Here is a 19,086-nt window from a genome sequence, read left to right on the forward strand (position 1 = left end):
CGTGCAGGCTGTCCCGTACGTAGATCTTCAGTGGCGGCCGCAACGACGGCGCCGACCGCCACGGACGGAAGGGGCCAGCCACCAGTGAGCCGGGTGAACACGGCAGCAGCCTCGGCGAAGACGCCACCCGACGAGGGAGCCCCCACCGCCCAAACGGCCTCTTTCGCGGGACACGGGGGCGGCGAGGCGGCGGCGCTGGAGGGGGTGCCCAGACAGCGGGCGGAGGGCGGGGCGGTCGGGGGCGCTGATCCCGTAGGGGGTTCCGGTGGGGTGCCGTCCGTCGATCCCGTAGTGATGCCCGGTGCGGTGCCGTCCGTCGATCCCGCCCCGGCCCCGGCCTCCGCCCCCGTTCGGCCGACGCGTCCGATACGCCTGGGCCGGAGCCGGTGGCCCAAGCCCTGGCACCTGCTCCCCGGCCCCCTCGCCACCCCCTTCACCTTCGGCTACACCCTCCTCCTCGTCGCGACCTCGCTCTTCGCCGAGCACGCCGACCCGGAACTGGTCCACAGCCTGCTCCAGGCCTCCAGCACGGACGTCGAGCACCTGGCGCAGGCGCCCCTGCTGGTGCTCGTCGCCAGTGCCCTGTGGATCGCCGGCGGCCCGGCTTCCGCGTACGCCGTCGCCTTCCTGATCGTCCTGACGGCCCTGGAACGCCGGGCCGGCGCCCTGCGTACGGCCGCGGTCTTCTTCGGCGGCCACGTGATCGCGACACTCGCCACCGAACTGCCGGTCGGCGCCGCGGTCGCCCTCGGCCACCTCCCCGTCGACGCGCTGCGACGCCTCGACTACGGCATCAGCTTCGGCGTGATGGCCTGCACCGGCGCGCTGGCGGGCCTGCTGCCCGGCTGGGCCCGGTGGCCGATCCTGGCGGGCGTGACCTGGTTCGCCGTCAGCAACCTGCTGTTCTCCGGCGACCCCGTCAGCGACTCGGGCCACCTCCTCGCCCTCGTCCTCGGAACCTGCGCCCGGCCCCTCCTGCGGCGCCCCCGCGGATCTCGGCCGACGGCGATTGTCAGTGGCCGTTGCTAGCTTCCTGAACACGCTTCTCCACGGCTCCACGGGGAGGTGGAGCGAGGGTCGCACCCGGCCGCGGAGGCCGGGGCCCCGCTCCGTCAGGAAGAGGCACCCACCATGCGCATGATCTTCGTGAACCTGCCGGTCAAGGACGTCGCCGCGTCCCGCGAGTTCTTCACCCGCCTCGGCTTCGCCGTCAACCCCGACTTCTCCGACGAGCACACCGTATGCGTGGTCGTCGAGGAGAACATCTGCGTCATGCTCCTCCAGGAGGACCGCTTCCGGGACTTCATCAACGGCGACATCAGCGACGCCGCGAAGACGAAGGAAGTCCTCACGTGTCTGTCCTGCGACAGCCGCGAGGAGGTCGACGAGATGCTCGCCAAGGCACTGGCCGCCGGCGCCACCCCCTGGAAGCCGGCGATGGAGGCGGGACCGATGTACGGCGTCAGCTTCCAGGACCTCGACGGCCATGTATGGGAACTGATGCACATGGCACAGGGCTGAACGCTGCCCGCCGCTGTGCGGCCCCTCGCCCTTCGCGCGGGGCCGCATCGCCTCAGCAGAGCCGGGTGGTGGCTGACGACAGAGGTGTGGCAAGCAGGGAGTGTCGGCACGGTCGGCGAGCGCGCGGTCCATACGCGGGTCGCCGCCGCACTCCGCCTTGACGCGGTGCAGGTGGAGACCTTCATGGCCGATCCGTGGTCCGAATGGCCGCCGGGCATGGCCGTAGGGGCCGGCCCCGTGGGAAACGGCGGGGCCTTTGGGTGATGGCTCGATCGGTCCGCGCATCTTGAGCGCTGCCGAGCCCGCTGATTGGGTGGCCGGCATGACTGAGCTCGGACCCGTCGCCTGGCCACCTGCCCCGATCAGGACCGGGAGGCTCGTGCTCCGAGTGCCCGAGGCCCGGGACCGCGCGGCGTTCATCGAGCTGCTGGCGTCGCCGGAGGTGCACACGTACCTGGGCGGCCCCCGCCCGCGTGACGAGCTTGAGCGCGAGATGCCCGCGGCGCCCCAGCGGTGGCCGGGGAGCCTCGTCGTCGATCTCGGCGGGGCGATGATCGGCCAGGTCCTGCTCAGGAGAGCGTCGGAGCACCGTCGTCCGGCTGCCGTGGGGAAGGTCGATCTCGGCTACCTGTTCCTGCCGCGAGCGTGGGGATCCGGGTACGCCGCCGAAGCGTGCGCGGCGGCACTCGACTGGTACGACGGCGTCCTTCCGGGCGAGCCGGTGGTGCTCACCACCCAGACCGCCAACGTCGGCTCGATGCGCCTCGCGGTCAAGCTGGGGTTCACCGAGGTGGAGCGGTTCCAGGCCTGGGGCGCCGAGCAGTGGCTCGGCCTGCGGCCCCCGGCCACGCCTTCCGGTTGAGCCGGCGCGCCCTCCGACTGAGCTGTCGACTCGTGCTCGACGGCGCACATCCGCAAACCGACAGCGTGGCAGCGCTGCCACCGCCCGCACCACAGCACCACAGCCGACCCGCACCACAGCCACCCCAAGCTGATCGCTCACAGCGAACACGGCAGGGGAACATCCCGTCACGCCCAAGCATTGAGTGGGTATTGCTCAACTTGCCTGCCGAAGGGGAGATCATGGCTTCGACGTCCACCTCGCTCACTCTGCCCGTGCTGCCCCTCGACGACGAGGTCGTGCTGCCCGGCATGGTGGTGCCGCTGGACCTTTCCGAGGCGGACGTACGGGCCGCGGTCGAGGCCGCGCAGTCCGCCGCCTCACCGGGTAACAAACCGCGGGTGCTTCTTGTGCCGCGGGTCGACGGCGCGTATGCGGGCATCGGCGTGCTGGGCCGCGTCGAGCAGGTCGGCCGGCTGTCCGACGGGGACCCCGGCGCGCTCATCCGCGGTCTCGGCCGCGTGAAGATCGGCGCGGGCACCACCGGCCCCGGCGCCGCCCTGTGGGTGGAGGGCACCACTGTCGACGAGACGGTGCCCGAACCCCTGCCCGGCGCGGTCACCGAGCTGGTCAAGGAGTACAAGGCCCTGGCCACCGACTGGCTCAAGAAGCGCGGCGCCTGGCAGGTCGTGGACCGCGTCCAGCAGATCGAGGACGTCTCGCAGCTCGCGGACAACTCCGGCTACTCGCCGTTCCTGAGCACCGAGCAGAAGGTGCGCCTGCTGGAGACCACCGACCCGGTGGCCCGTCTGAAGCAGGCCACCGAAGCGCTGCGCGAGCACCTCGCCGAGCAGGACGTGGCGGAGGCCATCGCCAAGGACGTCCAGGAGGGCGTCGACAAGCAGCAGCGCGAGTTCCTGCTGCGCCGCCAGATGGAGGCCGTCCGCAAGGAGCTGGCCGAGCTGAACGGCGACCCGGAGGACGAGGGCGAGGACTACCGCGCCCGCGTCGAGGCCGCCCAGCTGCCCGAGGGCGTCCGCAAGGCGGCCCTCAAGGAGGTCGACAAGCTGGAGCGGTCCAGCGACCAGAGCCCCGAGGGCAGCTGGATCAGGACCTGGCTCGACACGGTCCTGGAGCTGCCGTGGAACGAGCGCACGGAGGACGCGTACGACATACCCGGCGCCAAGGAGATCCTGGACGCCGACCACGCCGGTCTGGAGGACGTCAAGGAGCGCATCACCGAGTACCTGGCCGTGCGCAAGCGGCGCGCGGACCGCGGTCTCGGCCTGGTCGGCGGCCGCCGCGGAGGCGCCGTGCTGGCCCTGGTCGGGCCGCCCGGTGTCGGCAAGACCTCGCTGGGCGAGTCCGTGGCCCGTTCCATGGGCCGCAAGTTCGTCCGGGTCGCGCTCGGCGGCGTACGGGACGAGGCGGAGATCCGCGGCCACCGGCGTACGTACGTCGGCGCGCTGCCCGGCCGCATCGTGCGCGCGATCAAGGAGGCCGGCTCCATGAACCCGGTCGTCCTGCTCGACGAGATCGACAAGGTCGGCTCGGACTTCCGGGGCGACCCGGCCGCCGCCCTCCTCGAAGTCCTCGACCCGGCACAGAACCACACCTTCCGCGACCATTACCTGGAGGTCGAGCTGGACCTGAGCGACGTGGTCTTCCTGGCCACCGCCAACGTCCTGGAGGCCATACCGGAGCCGCTGCTCGACCGCATGGAGCTGGTCCGGCTCGACGGCTACACCCAGGACGAGAAGGTCGTCATCGCCCGCGACCACCTGCTGCCGCGCCAGCTGGAGCGGGCCGGACTGGAGCCCGGCGAGGTCACGCTCACGGACGACGCGCTGCACAAGCTCGCCGGTGAATACACCCGCGAAGCGGGCGTACGGAACCTGGAGCGGGCCGTCGGGCGGCTGCTGCGCAAGGTCGCGGCCCAGAGCGAACTGGGCGAGCGCGGCCTGCCCTTCACGGTCGGCGTGGACGAACTGCGCCCGCTGATCGGGCGTCCGCACCACACCCCGGAGTCGGCGCAGGACCCCGCCGAGCGCCGCACGTCCGTACCGGGCGTGGTCACCGGCCTCGCGGTCACCGGCGCGGGCGGCGACGTGCTGTACGTGGAAGCCTCGCTCGCCGACCCGGAGACCGGCGCGTCCGGCCTCCAGCTCACCGGCCAGCTGGGCGACGTGATGAAGGAGTCCGCGCACATCGCGCTGTCCTTCCTGCGCTCGCACGGCGCCGAACTGGAGCTGCCGGTCGGCGACTTGAAGGAGCGCGGTGTCCACCTGCACGTACCGGCGGGCGCGGTCCCGAAGGACGGCCCGAGCGCGGGCGTGACCATGACGACGGCGCTGGCCTCGCTGCTCTCCGGCCGCCAGGTGCGCCCGGACGTGGCGATGACCGGCGAGGTCTCGCTGACCGGCCGGGTGCTGCCGATCGGCGGCGTCAAGCAGAAGCTCCTCGCGGCGCACCGGGCGGGCATCACGACCGTGGTCATCCCCAAGCGCAACGAGCCGGACCTGGACGACGTCCCCGCCGAGATCCTGGAGAAGCTGGACGTCCACCCCGTCTCCGACGTCCGCCAGGTCCTCGACCTGGCCCTGACCCCGGCCTCGGCCCCGGCCGCCCCGGAGGTCCCGGTCGCGGCGTGACGGACGCGACCGGCCACAGCGGCCCGGAGTCCCTGACACGGGGGCTCCGGGCCGCACGTGTCCCGGTCACCGTGCGTATCGTTGTACTGCGCGACTGCCCGCACATTGCGGCGGTGGGGAGGAGCGCATGATGACCATCGAGCTGACCGACAACAGGATCGAGATCGAGATGGCCGACAGCGATGAGCTCAGCCTGGACACAATGTTCGACTGGCTGGAGCGGATGCCCGTCCCCGAGGGCTACAAGGCAGAGATCGTCGAGGGGGCCATCTTCATGTCGCCGCAACGGGACAACCACTGGGACATCATCGCCGCAATTTACGATCAGTTGCGGTCCCACTACCCGCGAAAGCGAGTGAAGTCCGATGTCCGCTTGGACTTTCCCGGCCACCTCAACGGTTTTGCCTGCGACGTGGTCGCGCTGCGGGACGGTGCGGAGAAGAACGACAAAGGGCGCTGGCGGTACCAGGACATCGAATTCGTCGCCGAAGTCATCTCCAGGGACACGTCCCGCAACGACTATGGTCCCAAGAAGGACGCTTACGCTCTGGCGGGAGTGCCCGTCTATCTCATTGTCGATCCGTACCTCGGGCAGTGCCACCTTTACACGGCCCCCAAGGACGGCACCTACCGCCTCGGTCCGGCCATCAAGTTCGGCGACCCGGTCGACCTGACCGACACGGTCGTCGGCCTGTCGCTGGACACGGCGGAATTCGGCCGGGAGTGACGACGCATTGACGCATGAGTCGGGTGACGGCAGCGACCGCAGCGCGCTGGACACGTTGTTCGAGCCGCTCTACGAGACCGTCCCGGAGGGGATGAAGGCGGAAGTCGTCGGAGGCGTCGTCATCACGTGGCCGCAGCGGAGCACGCACTGGGAGATCACCATGAGTGTTCTGCGCCAGTTGGACATCCGCTTCGGTCGGCAGGCCCAGATCATGTCCGACGTCCGCCTCGACCTCCCGGGGCACCTCAACGCCTTCTGCCCTGACCTCTTCAAACTGTCGGACGGGGCGGAGCCGGACGGTGAAGGGCATTGGCGCCACCAGGACGTCGAGTTCGTCCTTGAGGTCATCTCCCGCGAATCGGCGTTCCATGATTACGGGCCGAAGAAAGCCGCCTACGCCGACGGCCATGTCCCCGTTCACCTGATCGTGGACCCGTACACCGCGAAGTGGCACCTCCACACCCTCCCGGAGAACGGCGCGTACCGGTCGCGGCTGAGCCTGGGCTTCGGCGCTCCCGTCGACCTGACGGGCACGGCACTCGGGCTGACATTGACAACCGACGGGTTCCCCCGGGACCACCGACGGTGAAGTGGGTCCCGGTGCGTACCCCGCGCCCCGGAACCCACCGCCTCACCCGTTCGCCAACGCCCGCAACCGCTCGTACGCCCCGTTGAACCGGTTCCGGTCGCCGACCGTGGTGCCCGACGACGTGTACTGCCAGACGGTGTGGAAGGCCCAGCCCGCCGGGAGTTCGCCGGCCGAGGAGCCGTAGCGGGGGATCCACAAGGGGTTGACGGAGCCGAAGCCGGCGTAGTCGCCGGTGCACTGTCTCCACCAGCTGGTGGAGGTGTAGATGAGGGCGTCCCGGCCGGTGCGTGCCTTGTAGGTGGCGAAGAAGTCCTTGATCCAGCCGACCAGGCCGGCCGCGCTCTTGCCGTAGCAGGTGGAGCCGTACGGGTTGTACTCCATGTCGAGGGCGCCGGGCAGGGTGCGGCCGTCCTTGGACCAGCCGCCGCCGTGGTCCACGAAATAGTCGGCCTGGGCGGCGCCGCTGGAGGTGTCCGGGGTGGCGAAGTGGTACGCGCCGCGGATCATGCCGACGTCGTAGGAGCCGTCGTACTGCTGCGCGAAGTACGGGTTGGTGTAGCTGGTGGACTCGGTGGCCTTCACGTAGGCGAAGCGGACCCCGGCGTTCCACAGGGACTGCCACGGGACGTCGCCGTTGTGGCTGCTGACGTCGACGCCTTCGACGGAGGCCAAGGTGGGCGGCGGCGCCTCGCCCGGCGCGTCGCCCTCATGGCGGGTGACCTGGGAGCCGGCCCAGTCCTGGCCGGGGTGGGCGGGTTCGGGGGCGGCGCCGTACGGGGCGGCGCCGGCGGCGCCCGGCAGTCCGAGGAGGAGGGCGGTGACGGCGAGGAACGTCCCCGCCAGGGCCGCGAAGGAGCGCGGGCGGCGGACGGCCGGGCGGCCGGATCTGTGCACGGGCATACGTGCCTCCGAGGATCTCGGTGAACTGACCTGAGGGGGGACCGGCCGGGCGGGCCACGGTGCGCCGCGGGGCGCGCGGAGCGGAACGAGGGGAGTGGCGTGGCCGTACCGAGCGGTGTGGTGTGCTCATGCCAAGAACGTGCCGACGACGGTACGCGCGTAGATGCACGGGGCAAAGAGGGGAGCCGGGCTTCCGTTGGTCTAATCCTGCGAAATACTGGACAAGCTGCGGCTTCGGCCGCCGCCGCGAGAAAGTTTCACGGTCCGGAAAGCGGGAGAGGGCGCCGACGTGCACAACACCAGAGCCGACAGCGTGGCAGGGACGGACGAACCCCGTGGTGTGGACCAGGTGTTCCTCTCCCTGGAGCGGGAGCTGGCGGTCTTCCTGCGCCGCGCCCGGGCCACCTCCGGCGAGCTGGCCCGGGAGGTGCACCCGGAGCTGGAGGCGGCCGCGTACGGCCTGCTCGTCCGCCTCGCCGACGCGGGGCAGCAGCGCGCCACCGACCTCGCCGGCTACTTCGGCGTGGGCAAGGCGACCATGAGCCGGCAGCTGCGCGCGCTGGAGGGCCTCGGACTGATCGACCGCGAGCCGGACCCGGCCGACGGGCGGGCCGTGCTGGTCCGCCTCACCGACGAGGGGCACGACCGGTTCGGCCGGGTACGCAACAGCCGCCGCGCCCAGTACGCGAGGCGGCTCGCCTCCTGGGACCGCCGCGAGGTCGCGGAACTGGCCCGCCTGCTCCACCGGTTGAACGCGGAGCAGGACGCGGAAGAGGGCTGCGGCGCGGCCGCCAGGAGCGACCGCGGGGGAAGGGCGGGAACGGCTGAGAGCCGGTGCGCGGGCCCCCGGGGGGCGTGCGCACCGGCTCCCGGCCGGTCACCGATGACGGCCGCCTCCTCCGCGGACGGCCGGCCCCTCCCCTCCGTGCGCGGTACGGACTAGCTCTCCGCGCTGAGCCTCAGCGGCAGCCGCCGCAGGCGCCAGGCGCCGGGCTGCCGCAGGCGTTCCTGTTCCTCCAACTGTTCCGGGGTGAGGGCGAGCTCCAGGTCCGGGTAGCGGGCGAGCAGCTTGCCGTAGGCCACCTCCGCCTCCTGCCGGGCGAGCGAGGCACCCAGGCAGTAGTGCATCCCGTGCCCGAAGCCGACGTGGTCCTCGGCGCGGCCGGCCGGCTGCCGCGTCAGGTCGAGCCGCTCCGGCCCGTCGTAGTGCCGCGGGTCGTGGTTGGCCGCGACGAGGCTGAACATCAGGGCGTCACCCTGGCGGACCTGGACGCCGGCCACCTCGGTGTCCTCGGTGGCGTACCGCAGCTGGGTGGCCTGGATCGGCCCGCACCAGCGCATCAGCTCGTGGACCGCGCGCGGCAGCAGCGCCGGGTCCTCGTCGATCAGCCGCCGCTGGTCGGGGTGGGTGAGCAGGGCGAGCGTGCCGTTGCTGATCAGGTGGGCGGTGGTCTCGTGACCGGCCAGCACCAGGGTGAGGACCAGGGTGACCATCTCGACGTCGCTCAGCCGGCCGCCGTCGTCGTCCTGCGCCCGGATGAGCCCGCTGAGCAGGTCGTCCCGCAGGGCCGTGCGCCGCTCGTCGATCACCTCGTGGATGTGCGCGATCATCTCCGGCATGGTGGCGCCGATGCGCTTGGGGTTCAGCGAGGCGAGGTCGGCACCGAACCGCCGCCACAGCGTCCGGTTCCCCTCGTCGATGCCGACCAGCTCGCAGATGACCGCGATGGGCAGCGGGTACGCGAAGTGCTCGACGAGGTCGACGACACCGTCCTCGGCATGGCCGGGCAGCTGCTCCAGCAGCTCGTCGGTGATCCGCTCGACGCGCGGCCGCAGGTCCTGGATACGGCGTGCGGTGAAGGCGCGGGAGACCAGGCGGCGCAGCCGGGTGTGGACCGACGGGTCGCTGGTGAGGATGGTGTCGGCGAGGTACGGGGCCAGGCGCTCGGGGATGCCGAACAGCTCGATCAGCTTGGCGCGCGGGTCCTGGCCCGCGTCGAAGCCGGGCACCAGGGTCGGATTGTTGACGAACCGCTGGTCGCGCATCACCTCGCGCACCACGTCGAAGCGGGTCACCAGCCAGATGGGCGAGTCGTCGATGAAGCGGGCGCGGACGAGCGGGGCCTGCTCGCGCAGCGTGCCGTAGGCGGTGTACGGGTTGTCCAGCAGCTCCGGTTCCATCAGGTTCGGCTCGCCCGGGTGCAGGCCGACGTAGGAGGGCAGCGTGGTGCCGTCGCTGGGGCCGTCGCTGGTGGCGGCCGAAGAGGTCGTGGCCGAAGGTGTCGTGGCCGAAGGGTTGGCGGCCGGGGCGGCGGCGGTCGAGGGGGAGGCGGTGGAGTCGGACGGGGTGGCCGCTTTCGACTCGGTGGGCGATGTGGTCATCGTGCGTTCTCCTCCTGATCAGGATGTGACCGCGGGTCACTGGCGGAGCTGGCGCCGTACTTCCTGCCGGCTCAGCTCCTCCAGGCGCGCGTAGCGCGTGATGACGCCGGGGGCCGCCGCGGCGACGGCCCGCGGGTCGGGGTCGCCGTGCGGCTCCAGCGCGGTACGGACCGTGTGGCACAGCAGGTCGGCCCGCTCCTCCGGACGGCCCGGAGCGTGGTCGGGAAGCAGCACCTCGGCCTGGACGTAGCCGGTGACCGTCGCCAGGCAGACGTACATCTGCTGGTCGACGCTCAGGTCTTCGCGCACCAGGCCGTGGGCGCGCAGGGTGGACAGCTGCGAGCGCAGCGTCTCGTGGCTCGCCTCCACCAGTTCCACCAGTTCCTTCTTGGCGATGTCGTGCAGGCGCCCGAGGATGTCGGAGTCGTCGAGGTAGAGGGCGCGCAGCACCGGGTCGTCCATGAAGTCCAGGAGGGCTCCGCGCAGCGCCCGGCTGGGCAGGATGTCGCGGGGGTCGGCCCGCATCCGGTCCAACTGCCTGCGGTGGTCGGCCGCCTTGGCGCGGAGCACCACGGCCAGCAGCAGCGCGTCCTTGTTCTTCCAGTGCAGGTAGACCGTGCCCTTGCCGACGTCCGCCCGGCGGGCGATCTCGTCGGCGGTCACGCGGCGGTAGCCCCAGGCGAGCAGCAGCTCGCATGCGGCGTCCAGGATGCGCTCGCCCCGTTCCGCGCGCTCGTCGGCTTCCACGGCCCCTCCTGACTGCGTGACCAGATGTCGAATCTGGTCACACAGTCAAAGCTAGGCCGGACGGCGCCCGTCGGGACAGGCTCTTTCCGGCCGTACGGGCGGACCTACGGCACCTGCCGCCCCGCCCGTACGGGTCACGGCTCGACCAGCACCACCGTCGCGTCGTCCCGTGACTTGCCGCGCGGGAAGCGCTCGCCGTACGGATCGGCGTCCTCCAGCGCCCGCACCCGGTCGACCAGCGCCTGCGGCCCCTCCTTGCGCACCACCGCGAAGCAGTCCGCCCACGAACCTTCGCCGAAGACCTCGACCCACCGTGACGCGCCGTCACTGAGCGCGGTCAGCGCCCGCACTTCGGCGCGCGGGACGGAGCCGGTGACCGCGCGTGCGGCCACGGCCGGGTCGGCCGCCGCGGTGAAGAACCCGCCCTCGGCGTTGCGCAGCGCCTCCACGGCCGCTCCGTACTCCCGGCCTGCGGCGACGCGTTCGGCCGAGCCGCGCGGCAGGGACCGTACGGTCTCGCGCAGGGCCCGCACCGCGGGCGGCAGTTCGTCGAGGCGGGTGTCCAGAATGGGCCGCACCGTACCGTCCGGATGCTCGGCGAGCAGTACGGAATCGGACAGGACCAGGTACTCGATAGTGACCGGCGACCACCGGACGGCCACCGCGGTTGCCTGTGGTGTGCGGGGGTGAGAAAGGTCACAGGTCGAGCGGTGAACTTCAGCCGTCCGGGAGATGGCGGCCGAAAGCATCTCAGGGAGCGTCATATCCCGGAATGAACCGGACAGTTCGAGCATCGCGCCGCCGAGTCGCGCGGTGTACCACGGCACGCCGTGCGTGCAGCCGGTCTCGTGCGGAGGCGGGGTCACGCCGTCCAGGAGGACCATGACTCCGCCCTGGCCGGAGGCGGGCAGGGCGACGGACGCGTAGTCCTCGTTCGGGTGTTGGGGGTCTCCCGGCTCGGTGGCCGCTTCGATGCGCATGACGGCAAGTCTGCCGCAGCGCGTCCGGTTTCCCGCCGGTTGCGGACTTCGCCGGGCTCCGGTGCGTATCAGCAGGTCAGAGGCGTGAGACGGGGCTGGAAATCGCGGTCTTGCGGCGTGCGGGCGGGCATCTTTCCAGGAGCCGCACGGTTCTCCAAACCCGCTCGGGGGTTGCGCCAGGTTGCATCCCGGAGCGGCCTTGATCGGAAGTTGATGGTCAACTTCCGATTGATGTTCACTCATTCGAGTGGCCGGGTGTACGTTGCCGGGCCGCTGCGCGATGCCGGTGGAATGGTCGTGGCCCGGATCATGGGAGGCGCCAGGCCACTCGTCGCGACGCGCAGAGCCGGGCTGCTTCCCTCGCGGACGTGTGAATTGCTGCGGTCTTCGCACAGGTACGCGCCGCGAGCGTGAGCGAACCGGGTCCGCGGGACCACACGGTGTGGGCAGGCGAGACAGGAATGCGAGCAGCGGTGCGGAAGAAGCGGCTTCGGGACGGCGCGGTCGGGCCGGGATCACCGGCCGGTTCGTTTTCGGGTACGGCGCCGGGCGCGGGCCCGGGCGTGCCACCGGGGGCCGGTGCGCCCACCCCCACCCCCACCCCCGCCGGCCGTCGCGCGCGCGTGCGCAACCGGCTCGTCGGCGCCGTGGCCGTGGCCGCGCTCGCCGTGCTCGGGGCCGGCGCGCCCGCCGTCGTCTCCGCCCTGGACGACGTCCACGCCTCCCAGCAGCTGGTCGACCTGGCCGGCCTGAACGCGCACGCGGTCACCCTCGCGCACTCCCTCGCCGACGAGCGCGACGCGATGACCGAGTACGTCGCGGGCGGCCGCTCCGCCAAGTCCGGCGGCGCCGGGATCCCGGAGGCCCAGCGGGCCCGGGTGGACCGGCAGATCACCGAACTGCGGTCCGCCTCCCACGGCGCCGCCGGTGCCACCGAGACGTACCGGGCGGCCGACAAGCTGCTCGCCGCGCTGCCGCAGACCCGCCAGAAGGCGCTGTCCGGGCCGGGGCAGGTCACCGAGGTCTTCGACGCCTACACGGCCGCCGTCCAGGCGCTCGGCGCGCTCTCCGACGCCATCGCCCGCGGCCTGCCCGCCCGCGCGAGCGACGTCGCCCCGGACGTACGGGCCCTGCCGCAGCTCGGCCGCGCCACCGACCAGGCCGCCGCGACCCGCGCCCTGCTCGTCCCGGCCCTCGCCGCAGGCGGCCCGCAGGCCCGCCTGACGGCCGCCGCCCAGCAGGCGTACGTACGCGAACAGGCCGCGCTGGCCGCCTTCAAGCAGTCCGCGAGCACCAAGGCCCGGGACTCCTACGACCGCACCGTCAACGGCGGCGACGTGAACACCGCCGAGAGCTTCCTCGCCAAGCTCACCGACCAGCCCCGCCTGGACGCCGACGACCAGCGGCTGAGCAGCGCGCGCGTGAAGACCGCGCTCACCGCCCGGATCGGCCTGATGCGCGGCGTCGAGGCGTCGATGGCCACCGCCGACATCGACCGGCTGGGCGCGCTGCGCGACGACGACGTGACGGCGATGGAGATCCGTATCGCCCTGGTCGGGGTCTGCCTGCTGCTGGCGGTCGGCGCCAGCATCTCCGCGTGGCGCTCGGTGACCCGGCCGCTCGCGGCGCTGCGGCTGGGGGCCGGACGAGTGGCGGCCGACCCGGCGGGCGAACCGCCGGTCGCCTTCAAGGGCCGCAACGACGAGTTCGCCGACGCCGTACGGTCCGTCAACGCCCTGCACGCCCAGGTGGGCGAGGCCGGCCGCCGCGCCGCCGAACTGGAGGGCGAACGCGCCCGGCTCGTCGGCGGGCGCAAGCGGCTGGCCGCCGAGCGCGAGGCGCTCCAGGAGGAACGGGAGTCGCTGCGCCAGGAGGTCGCGGATCTCACCGAGCGGATGGCGGCCCTGCGCACCGGTGTGCACGGCCGGTTCGTCAACCTCGCGCTGCGCACCCTGAACCTCGTGGAGCGCCAGCTGACCGTCATCGAGTCGCTGGAGCAGAAGGAACAGGACCCGGACCGGCTGGAGACCCTCTTCAAGCTGGACCACTTCGCCGCCCGGATGCGGCGCAACAGCGAGAACCTGCTGGTCCTGGCCGGTGCGGAACACAGCGCGGGCCAGCCCGGGCCGGTACCGCTGCTGGACGTGCTGCGCGCCTCCATCAGCGAGATCGAACGGTACGAGCGGGTGCGCGTCCAGTCGCTGCCGCCGCACTCCCAGGTCGCCGGGTTCGCCGCCGACGACATCAGCCACCTCGTCGCGGAACTCCTGGAGAACGCCACCGCGTTCTCCCCGCCGGACGCCCATGTCGAGCTGTCCGGCTGGCTGCTGGAGAGCGGCGAGGTCATGCTCTCCGTGCAGGACGAGGGCATAGGGATGACCGCGGAACGGCTGGCGGAGCTGAACGACCGCCTCGCGGCCGGGGCAGGCGACGACAGCCTGGACACGGTGGACGAGACCCTGGGCCTCGGCCTGTACGTCGTCGTACGGCTCGCCGCCCGCCACGGGGTGCGCGTACAGCTGCGCGACCAGAAGCAGGGCGGGATCACGGCCGTCGTCGTGCTGCCCGCGGCCATCCTGCCCACCCGCCCCGCGCCGGGCTCCGTCGGGCCCCCGCCGCCCGGCGAGGCCGCCACCGGCATCCAGAACCTGCCCGGCTCGGTGGCCGAGGCCAACTCCAACACGCTCCAGACGCGGCTGCCGCGCCTGGAGCAGGGCGCGGCGGAGACTGGACGGCCGCTCGCGGAGCCGGACACGTCCGCGGACGACCCCTTGGTCGAGGCGGCGGAACGAGCGGTGGAGGCGGCCGGGCCTGAGGGGACCGGGCCTGAGGCGCCCGCCGGCCCCGAGACCTCCACCGTCGCCGACGCGACCACCGGTCCCGAGACGCCGACCCGTCCCGAGACACCCGCCGTTCCCGAGACGCAGGCACCCGGCGAATCCACCGCGAGCGACGGCCCCGCGACGGGCGACGCCCCGGCGTCCGGTACCAGCCCGTACGGTCCGCAGTCGCCCGGCCCGTACGCCAAGCAGACCGCGGAGCACGACCGGCCCGCGGAAGCGGCGACCGAGGCGCCCGGCGCGGCACCTTCCCACGCCCACGCCCACGCCCCGGCCTCGGACACGACCGGCGGCCCCGGCACGTACGGCCCGTACGCCTCCGGCACGTCCGCCCCGTACGTCACCGATACGTCCGCCCCGTACGCCTCCGGAACCGGTGAGCACGCCCGGCCCGGCGCCGTACCCGCCGAAGGCGAGGGCGCCGACGCACCGCGCTGGACCCGGGTGACCGACCAGGGCCTGCCCAAGCGCACACCGCGCATCGTGGCGCAGAAGCCGCCCGCCGTCCCCCGTACGGGCAACGCGGCGGCCACCGCCGAGTCGCTGCGGGCCCGGCTCGGCGGCTTCCAGCAGGGGGCGCGGGACGGCCGGCGCGACGTCGAGGCCGAGATCGCGGAACGTACAGCGGAGCAGACCATCCCACAGACGGACACCGACGGAGCGGGGGCCCCGGGACAGAGCCACGTTGTCGAGGAGGCACGCGATTGAACGCGCAAGCGCCGACTGCTTACGGACTGAGCAGTGAGGCACGGAACCTGCACTGGTTGCTGACCAATCTGGTCGACGAGGTGCCGGGCATCCGCTCGGTGGCCGTGGTCTCCTCCGACGGGCTGCTGCTGCTCTCCTCCGACCCGGGAGCCGCCGCCGCGGCCTCCCCGGCGGGGCAGCCCGGCGCGCCGGCGGGGCCCCGCGGGTCCAGCGCGGACCTGGCGACCATCGTCTCCGGGCTGGGCAGCCTCACTACGGGTGCCGCCAGGCTGATGGACGGCGGAACGGTCAAGCAGACGATGGTCGCGATGGAGGAGGGCAGCCTCTTCGTCATGTCGGTCAGCGACGGCTCGCTGCTCGGGGTGCACGCGACCCCGGACTGCGACATGAGTGTCATCGCCTACCACATGGCGCTGTTCGTCGGCCGGGCCGGCCATGTCCTGACCCCCGAACTCCGCAGCGAGCTGCGCAAGTCGATGGAGAGCGCCCAGTGAGCACCGCACCCCGGCTCCCCGTACGCGGCGGGGACAGGAAACCCTCGCGCGTACGCCCGTACTCGCTGACCGGCGGACGGACCCGCTTCGGCCACGTGCTGCTCGTGGAGACGTTCGTGGCCGCGCTCGACGGCCCGGAGGAGCGGCGCGAGCTGACCTCCGGCGGCTGGGGCGACCGGGTGATGCCGGAGATGCGGGCGATCGTGGAGCTGTGCCGCCGGATGCGTTCGGTGGCGGAGATCTCCGCACTGCTCAAAATGCCGCTGGGCGTGGTCCGCGTCCTGCTCAGCGACCTCGCAGACCAGGGAAAGATCCGCGTCTACGGCACCGGGCACGGTACCGGCCGGCCCGACCGCGCGCTGCTCGAAAGGGTGTTGGGTGGACTTCGCAGGCTCTGACACGATGACGGCCGCCGCGGCCGGGGCCGCCGGGGCGCCCGAGACGCCCGCGGTGGCCGCCGAGGAGGCGGGGCTGCAGAGCTGGCAGACGGATCGTTCCCGCGCCCCCATCGCGACCAAGATCGTGGTGGCGGGCGGCTTCGGCGTGGGCAAGACGACGTTCGTGGGCTCGGTCTCGGAGATCACCCCGTTGCAGACCGAGGCGGTGATGACGCAGGCCAGCGAGGGTACGGACGATCTGTCCGCCACCCCGCACAAGACCACCACCACGGTCGCGATGGACTTCGGGCGGATCACCCTCGACTCCGACCTGGTGCTGTACCTGTTCGGTACGCCGGGACAGCAACGTTTCTGGTTCATGTGGGACGACCTGGTGCGCGGCGCGATCGGCGCCGTCGTCATGGCCGACACCCGCCGGCTGGACGACTGCTTCCCGGCGCTGGACTACTTCGAGAGCTGCGGCCTGCCGTACATCGTCGCGGTCAACCACTTCGAGGGGACGGCCGCGTACGCCGTCGAGGACGTACGCGAGGCGCTGACCGTACCGCCGCACGTGCCCGTCGTGATCATGGACGCGCGCCAGCGGATCACGGTCGTCGAGTCGCTGCTCGCACTCGTGGCCCACGCCCTCGAAGCCACCCCCGAGTAGCGCCCGAGCCCCCCGCACGGCCCTCGTACCGCCGTCCCCCCGTACCGCCGCCCCCCGTACCTGGGAAGAGAGCACCACCATGCGGAAGATACTCATCGTCGGAGCCGGCCAGTCCGGTCTCCAGCTCGCCCTCGGACTCCAGTCCCAGGGCTATGAGGTCACCCTCATGTCCAACCGCACCGCGGACGAGATCCGCTCCGGACGGGTCATGTCCACGCAGTGCATGTTCCACACCGCGCTCCAGCACGAGCGCGACCTGGCGCTGAACTTCTGGGAGAGCCAGGCCCCGCGCATCGAGGGTCTCGGTGTCTCCGTGGCCGCCCCAGGGAGCCACGCACAGCCCGGTGGCACTCAGCGCGCCGTCGACTGGGTCGGCAAGCTGGACGGCTACGCCCAGTCCGTCGACCAGCGCGTGAAGATGGCCGGCTGGATGGAGACCTTCGCGCAGCGCGGCGGCCAGCTGGTCATCCACGGCGCCGCCGTCTCCGACCTCGACTTCTTCGCGAGCCGCTACGACCTGACGCTGGTCTCCGCCGGCAAGGGCGAACTGGTCTCGATGTTCGGCCGGGACGCCTCCCGTTCCCCGTACGACGCCCCGCAGCGCGCGCTCTCCGTCGCGTACGTGCACGGTCTGGCCCCCGCCCCGAGCACCCCGACTTCGACGCAGTGCGCTGCAACCTCGTACCGGGCGTCGGCGAGCTGTTCATCATGCCGACGCTGACCAACTCCGGCCGAGCCGACATCCTCTTCTGGGAGGGCATACCCGGCGGTCCGCTGGACGCCTTCGCGGGCATGCGGGACCCCAACGAGCACCTGGCGACGACCCTGGAGCTCATGGAGCGCTTCACCCCCTGGGAGTACGCGCGCGCTACGAAGGTCGAGCTGACCGACGCCAACGGCACCCTGGCCGGACGGTACGCCCCCACCGTGCGCAACCCCGTCGGCCGGCTCCCCTCCGGCGGCCTGGTACTCGGCGTCGCGGACGTCGTCGTCGCCAACGACCCGATCACCGGCCAGGGCTCCAACTCCGCCTCCAAGTGCGCCGCTTCCTACCTGTCCTCAATCATCGAACACGGCGACCGCCCCTTCGACGCGGAGTGGATGCAGACCGCCTTCGACCGCTACTGGCAGACCGCCCAGCACGTCACGAGGTGGACCAACGCGATGCTGGCCCCACCGCCCGAGCACGTACTGAACCTGATCGGCGCGGCAGGCCAACTCCAGCCGGTGGCCGACCGCTTCGCGAACGGTTTCAACGACCCGGCGGACTTCGACAACTTCTTCTTCGAACCGGAGAAGGCGGAGTCGTACCTGGCTTCGGTGACTGCGGCCTGAGGGTTTTCTGACGCTTGGACGGTTGGCCGGGGACGTTGCGGACGCTCCCCGGCCACTCGCACGGCCACGCATCAGAAAGTCACGGAAGCGCCTGCACGCGCGTCGCACGCGGCGATACGCCGTGATCCCCGTCAGGTGGATGAACCTCCAGGACGACCGCGGTCCCGGCCGCACTCCGGTCCTCGTGCATGGTGATCCGCTGCCCGGCTACGACGTGCTCCCAGTGGGACGGAGAAAAAGGGACGAGGCGAACGGTGGCCCGCTCACCGGGCTCCAGGAAAGGCATGCCCTCGACCCAGAGATCCGCAATGCTCACCGCGGCACCGCCGGTGGGCGACAGACGCCCGATGTCCCACATGGGCCGCAGAACACCGTGGCCAGGAACCGGTGACTTACGCCGTGCCTCGGCGGCCGGCCGGAGCGTCAGCTCCGCCCGGACCCAGCCGTTACGCATCTCAGAACACCGCCAGTGACACCAGGCCGCACTCCGCTCAAGCCGAAGCTGCTCAGCGGCCTCGGCAAGCCTCGCCCAGAACGCCAAGGGAAGCGGAGGCCCGTCCCCGAACTCCTCCAGCAGACTCAGAGCGACCTCCCACTCGTCATGGGCGAGGTAGTCCCATACATCACGCACCGTGATGTCGTTCTCAGTGGCGTTCTCTTCCGGCACCAAGAGAGAAGCCGATTCGAGCAGCTGGGGGACACCCATGTGCTCATTCTCGGCACCGGTACAGGATGCCGCGTTGCTTTCAGTGCACACTGCCGCTGCCTGCCAGCTGGTCCTTGACGTCAAAGATCTGCACGGTCGACTTCTCGCTTCCGTCCCACCACTTGTCGAAGGCCCGGGCGACCTGCTCACCCAGCTCTTCTTGGTGGATCACCAGGTCGGACTGGGCTCGGTCACCGGCATCTGCCGCGTCCCAGTCCGCTGCGGGCAGGTCGGTTCGCAGCATGATGCTCGGGAAGAGGGCGCTGAGACCGGTTTCCTCGTCCACGTCACCTACAGGGCGGTACCCCTTCCAGGCCTTCAGGTGAGCCACTGCGGCCTTCTCGTCGGCCGTGCCGTGCAGGCGTACGAACGCTGTGAAGCTGTCCAACGACGAGGGCTGCTGAGCCAGCCGACGCAACGGCGCGGTGACTTTGGCAGGTCGAGTGCCCTTCTGTCCGGTCGATCCGCCGCCCGCGGGCTGGTTCGCTGCGTGGGTGGCTGCCGGTGCGGTGGGAGGCGTGCTCTGTTCGGAGGGCTCGCCGGGGGCGCCACAGGCTGTCACGCCACAGGTGAGAGTGGCGAGCGAAAGGCCACCTATGACCCAAATCTTCAGCTTCA

16 protein-coding genes and 2 pseudogenes are annotated in these 19,086 nt (G+C 71.7%); 12 read left to right on the plus strand and 6 right to left on the minus strand.

What is annotated here, in order from left to right:
- Positions 1-294 precede the first annotated feature (294 nt).
- The 6 genes from ACEXOX_RS31990 to ACEXOX_RS32015 all read left to right on the plus strand — a co-directional run bounded on the left by ACEXOX_RS31990 (position 295) and on the right by ACEXOX_RS32015 (position 6,329).
- Complete coding sequence (locus tag ACEXOX_RS31990) at positions 295-1,029, plus strand: rhomboid-like protein (protein ID WP_406524487.1); 735 nt, start codon at positions 295-297, stop codon at positions 1,027-1,029.
- 108 nt (positions 1,030-1,137) lie between these two features.
- The gene (locus ACEXOX_RS31995; protein ID WP_406524488.1) at positions 1,138-1,521 is read left to right on the plus strand and encodes a VOC family protein; all 384 of its coding nucleotides are present in this window, start codon (positions 1,138-1,140) and stop codon (positions 1,519-1,521) included.
- A 322-nt stretch (positions 1,522-1,843) separates the two neighbouring features.
- Complete coding sequence (locus ACEXOX_RS32000; protein WP_406524489.1) at positions 1,844-2,383, plus strand: GNAT family N-acetyltransferase; 540 nt, start codon at positions 1,844-1,846, stop codon at positions 2,381-2,383.
- A gap of 221 nt (positions 2,384-2,604) precedes the next feature.
- Positions 2,605-5,013: an endopeptidase La gene (lon, locus tag ACEXOX_RS32005; protein WP_406524490.1), complete on the plus strand. Its 2,409-nt coding sequence runs from the start codon at positions 2,605-2,607 to the stop codon at positions 5,011-5,013.
- A 127-nt stretch (positions 5,014-5,140) separates the two neighbouring features.
- Positions 5,141-5,740, plus strand: a complete 600-nt coding sequence (locus ACEXOX_RS32010; RefSeq protein ID WP_406524491.1) for a Uma2 family endonuclease — start codon at positions 5,141-5,143, stop codon at positions 5,738-5,740.
- A gap of 7 nt (positions 5,741-5,747) precedes the next feature.
- Positions 5,748-6,329: a Uma2 family endonuclease gene (locus tag ACEXOX_RS32015; RefSeq protein ID WP_406524492.1), complete on the plus strand. Its 582-nt coding sequence runs from the start codon at positions 5,748-5,750 to the stop codon at positions 6,327-6,329.
- Positions 6,330-6,371: 42 nt separating this feature from the next.
- On the opposite strand, the gene ACEXOX_RS32020 is transcribed toward ACEXOX_RS32015, so the two are convergent.
- Entirely contained in the window at positions 6,372-7,229 is an 858-nt protein-coding gene (locus tag ACEXOX_RS32020) for a lysozyme (RefSeq protein ID WP_406524493.1), read from the minus strand.
- Positions 7,230-7,518: 289 nt separating this feature from the next.
- Between ACEXOX_RS32020 and ACEXOX_RS32025 the strand changes: the two are divergent.
- Positions 7,519-8,007: pseudogene (locus ACEXOX_RS32025) on the plus strand (MarR family winged helix-turn-helix transcriptional regulator); the annotation flags it as partial.
- Between the two features lie 161 nt (positions 8,008-8,168).
- Here ACEXOX_RS32025 and ACEXOX_RS32030 read toward each other — a convergent pair.
- From ACEXOX_RS32030 to ACEXOX_RS32040, 3 genes are all read right to left on the minus strand, one after another.
- Positions 8,169-9,611 (minus strand): cytochrome P450, encoded by a 1,443-nt coding sequence (locus ACEXOX_RS32030; RefSeq protein WP_406524494.1) that lies wholly within the window; start codon positions 9,609-9,611, stop codon positions 8,169-8,171.
- A gap of 36 nt (positions 9,612-9,647) precedes the next feature.
- Positions 9,648-10,358 carry a TetR/AcrR family transcriptional regulator gene (locus ACEXOX_RS32035; RefSeq protein ID WP_406524495.1) on the minus strand — a complete coding sequence of 237 codons (711 nt, stop codon included), beginning with the start codon at positions 10,356-10,358 and terminating at the stop codon, positions 9,648-9,650.
- Between the two features lie 134 nt (positions 10,359-10,492).
- Positions 10,493-11,338, minus strand: a complete 846-nt coding sequence (locus ACEXOX_RS32040; RefSeq protein WP_406524496.1) for a hypothetical protein — start codon at positions 11,336-11,338, stop codon at positions 10,493-10,495.
- Positions 11,339-11,961: 623 nt separating this feature from the next.
- Here ACEXOX_RS32040 and ACEXOX_RS32045 point away from each other — a divergent pair.
- The 5 genes and pseudogenes from ACEXOX_RS32045 to ACEXOX_RS32065 all read left to right on the plus strand — a co-directional run bounded on the left by ACEXOX_RS32045 (position 11,962) and on the right by ACEXOX_RS32065 (position 17,762).
- Positions 11,962-14,886, plus strand: coding sequence for a nitrate- and nitrite sensing domain-containing protein (locus tag ACEXOX_RS32045; protein WP_406524497.1), 2,925 nt, complete (start codon positions 11,962-11,964; stop codon positions 14,884-14,886).
- Positions 14,883-15,380, plus strand: a complete 498-nt coding sequence (locus ACEXOX_RS32050) for a roadblock/LC7 domain-containing protein (protein WP_406524498.1) — start codon at positions 14,883-14,885, stop codon at positions 15,378-15,380. Before ACEXOX_RS32045 ends, ACEXOX_RS32050 begins: the two co-directional genes overlap by 4 nt.
- On the plus strand, positions 15,377-15,778 hold the full coding sequence (locus ACEXOX_RS32055; protein WP_030022601.1) for a DUF742 domain-containing protein: 402 nt from the start codon (positions 15,377-15,379) through the stop codon (positions 15,776-15,778). Before ACEXOX_RS32050 ends, ACEXOX_RS32055 begins: the two co-directional genes overlap by 4 nt.
- Positions 15,779-15,782: 4 nt before the next feature.
- Positions 15,783-16,427, plus strand: coding sequence for a GTP-binding protein (locus tag ACEXOX_RS32060; protein ID WP_406526538.1), 645 nt, complete (start codon positions 15,783-15,785; stop codon positions 16,425-16,427).
- A 79-nt stretch (positions 16,428-16,506) separates the two neighbouring features.
- Positions 16,507-17,762: pseudogene (locus tag ACEXOX_RS32065) on the plus strand (styrene monooxygenase/indole monooxygenase family protein).
- A 79-nt stretch (positions 17,763-17,841) separates the two neighbouring features.
- Here the strand turns inward: ACEXOX_RS32065 and ACEXOX_RS32070 are convergent.
- Both ACEXOX_RS32070 and ACEXOX_RS32075 read right to left on the minus strand, forming a co-directional pair.
- Complete coding sequence (locus ACEXOX_RS32070) at positions 17,842-18,468, minus strand: hypothetical protein (protein WP_406524499.1); 627 nt, start codon at positions 18,466-18,468, stop codon at positions 17,842-17,844.
- A 40-nt stretch (positions 18,469-18,508) separates the two neighbouring features.
- Complete coding sequence (locus tag ACEXOX_RS32075) at positions 18,509-18,856, minus strand: hypothetical protein (protein WP_406524500.1); 348 nt, start codon at positions 18,854-18,856, stop codon at positions 18,509-18,511.
- Positions 18,857-19,086 lie beyond the last annotated feature (230 nt).

The organism is Streptomyces sp. Ac-502 (genome assembly GCF_045222935.1).
In the GTDB taxonomy this organism is placed as follows: domain Bacteria; phylum Actinomycetota; class Actinomycetes; order Streptomycetales; family Streptomycetaceae; genus Streptomyces; species Streptomyces monomycini.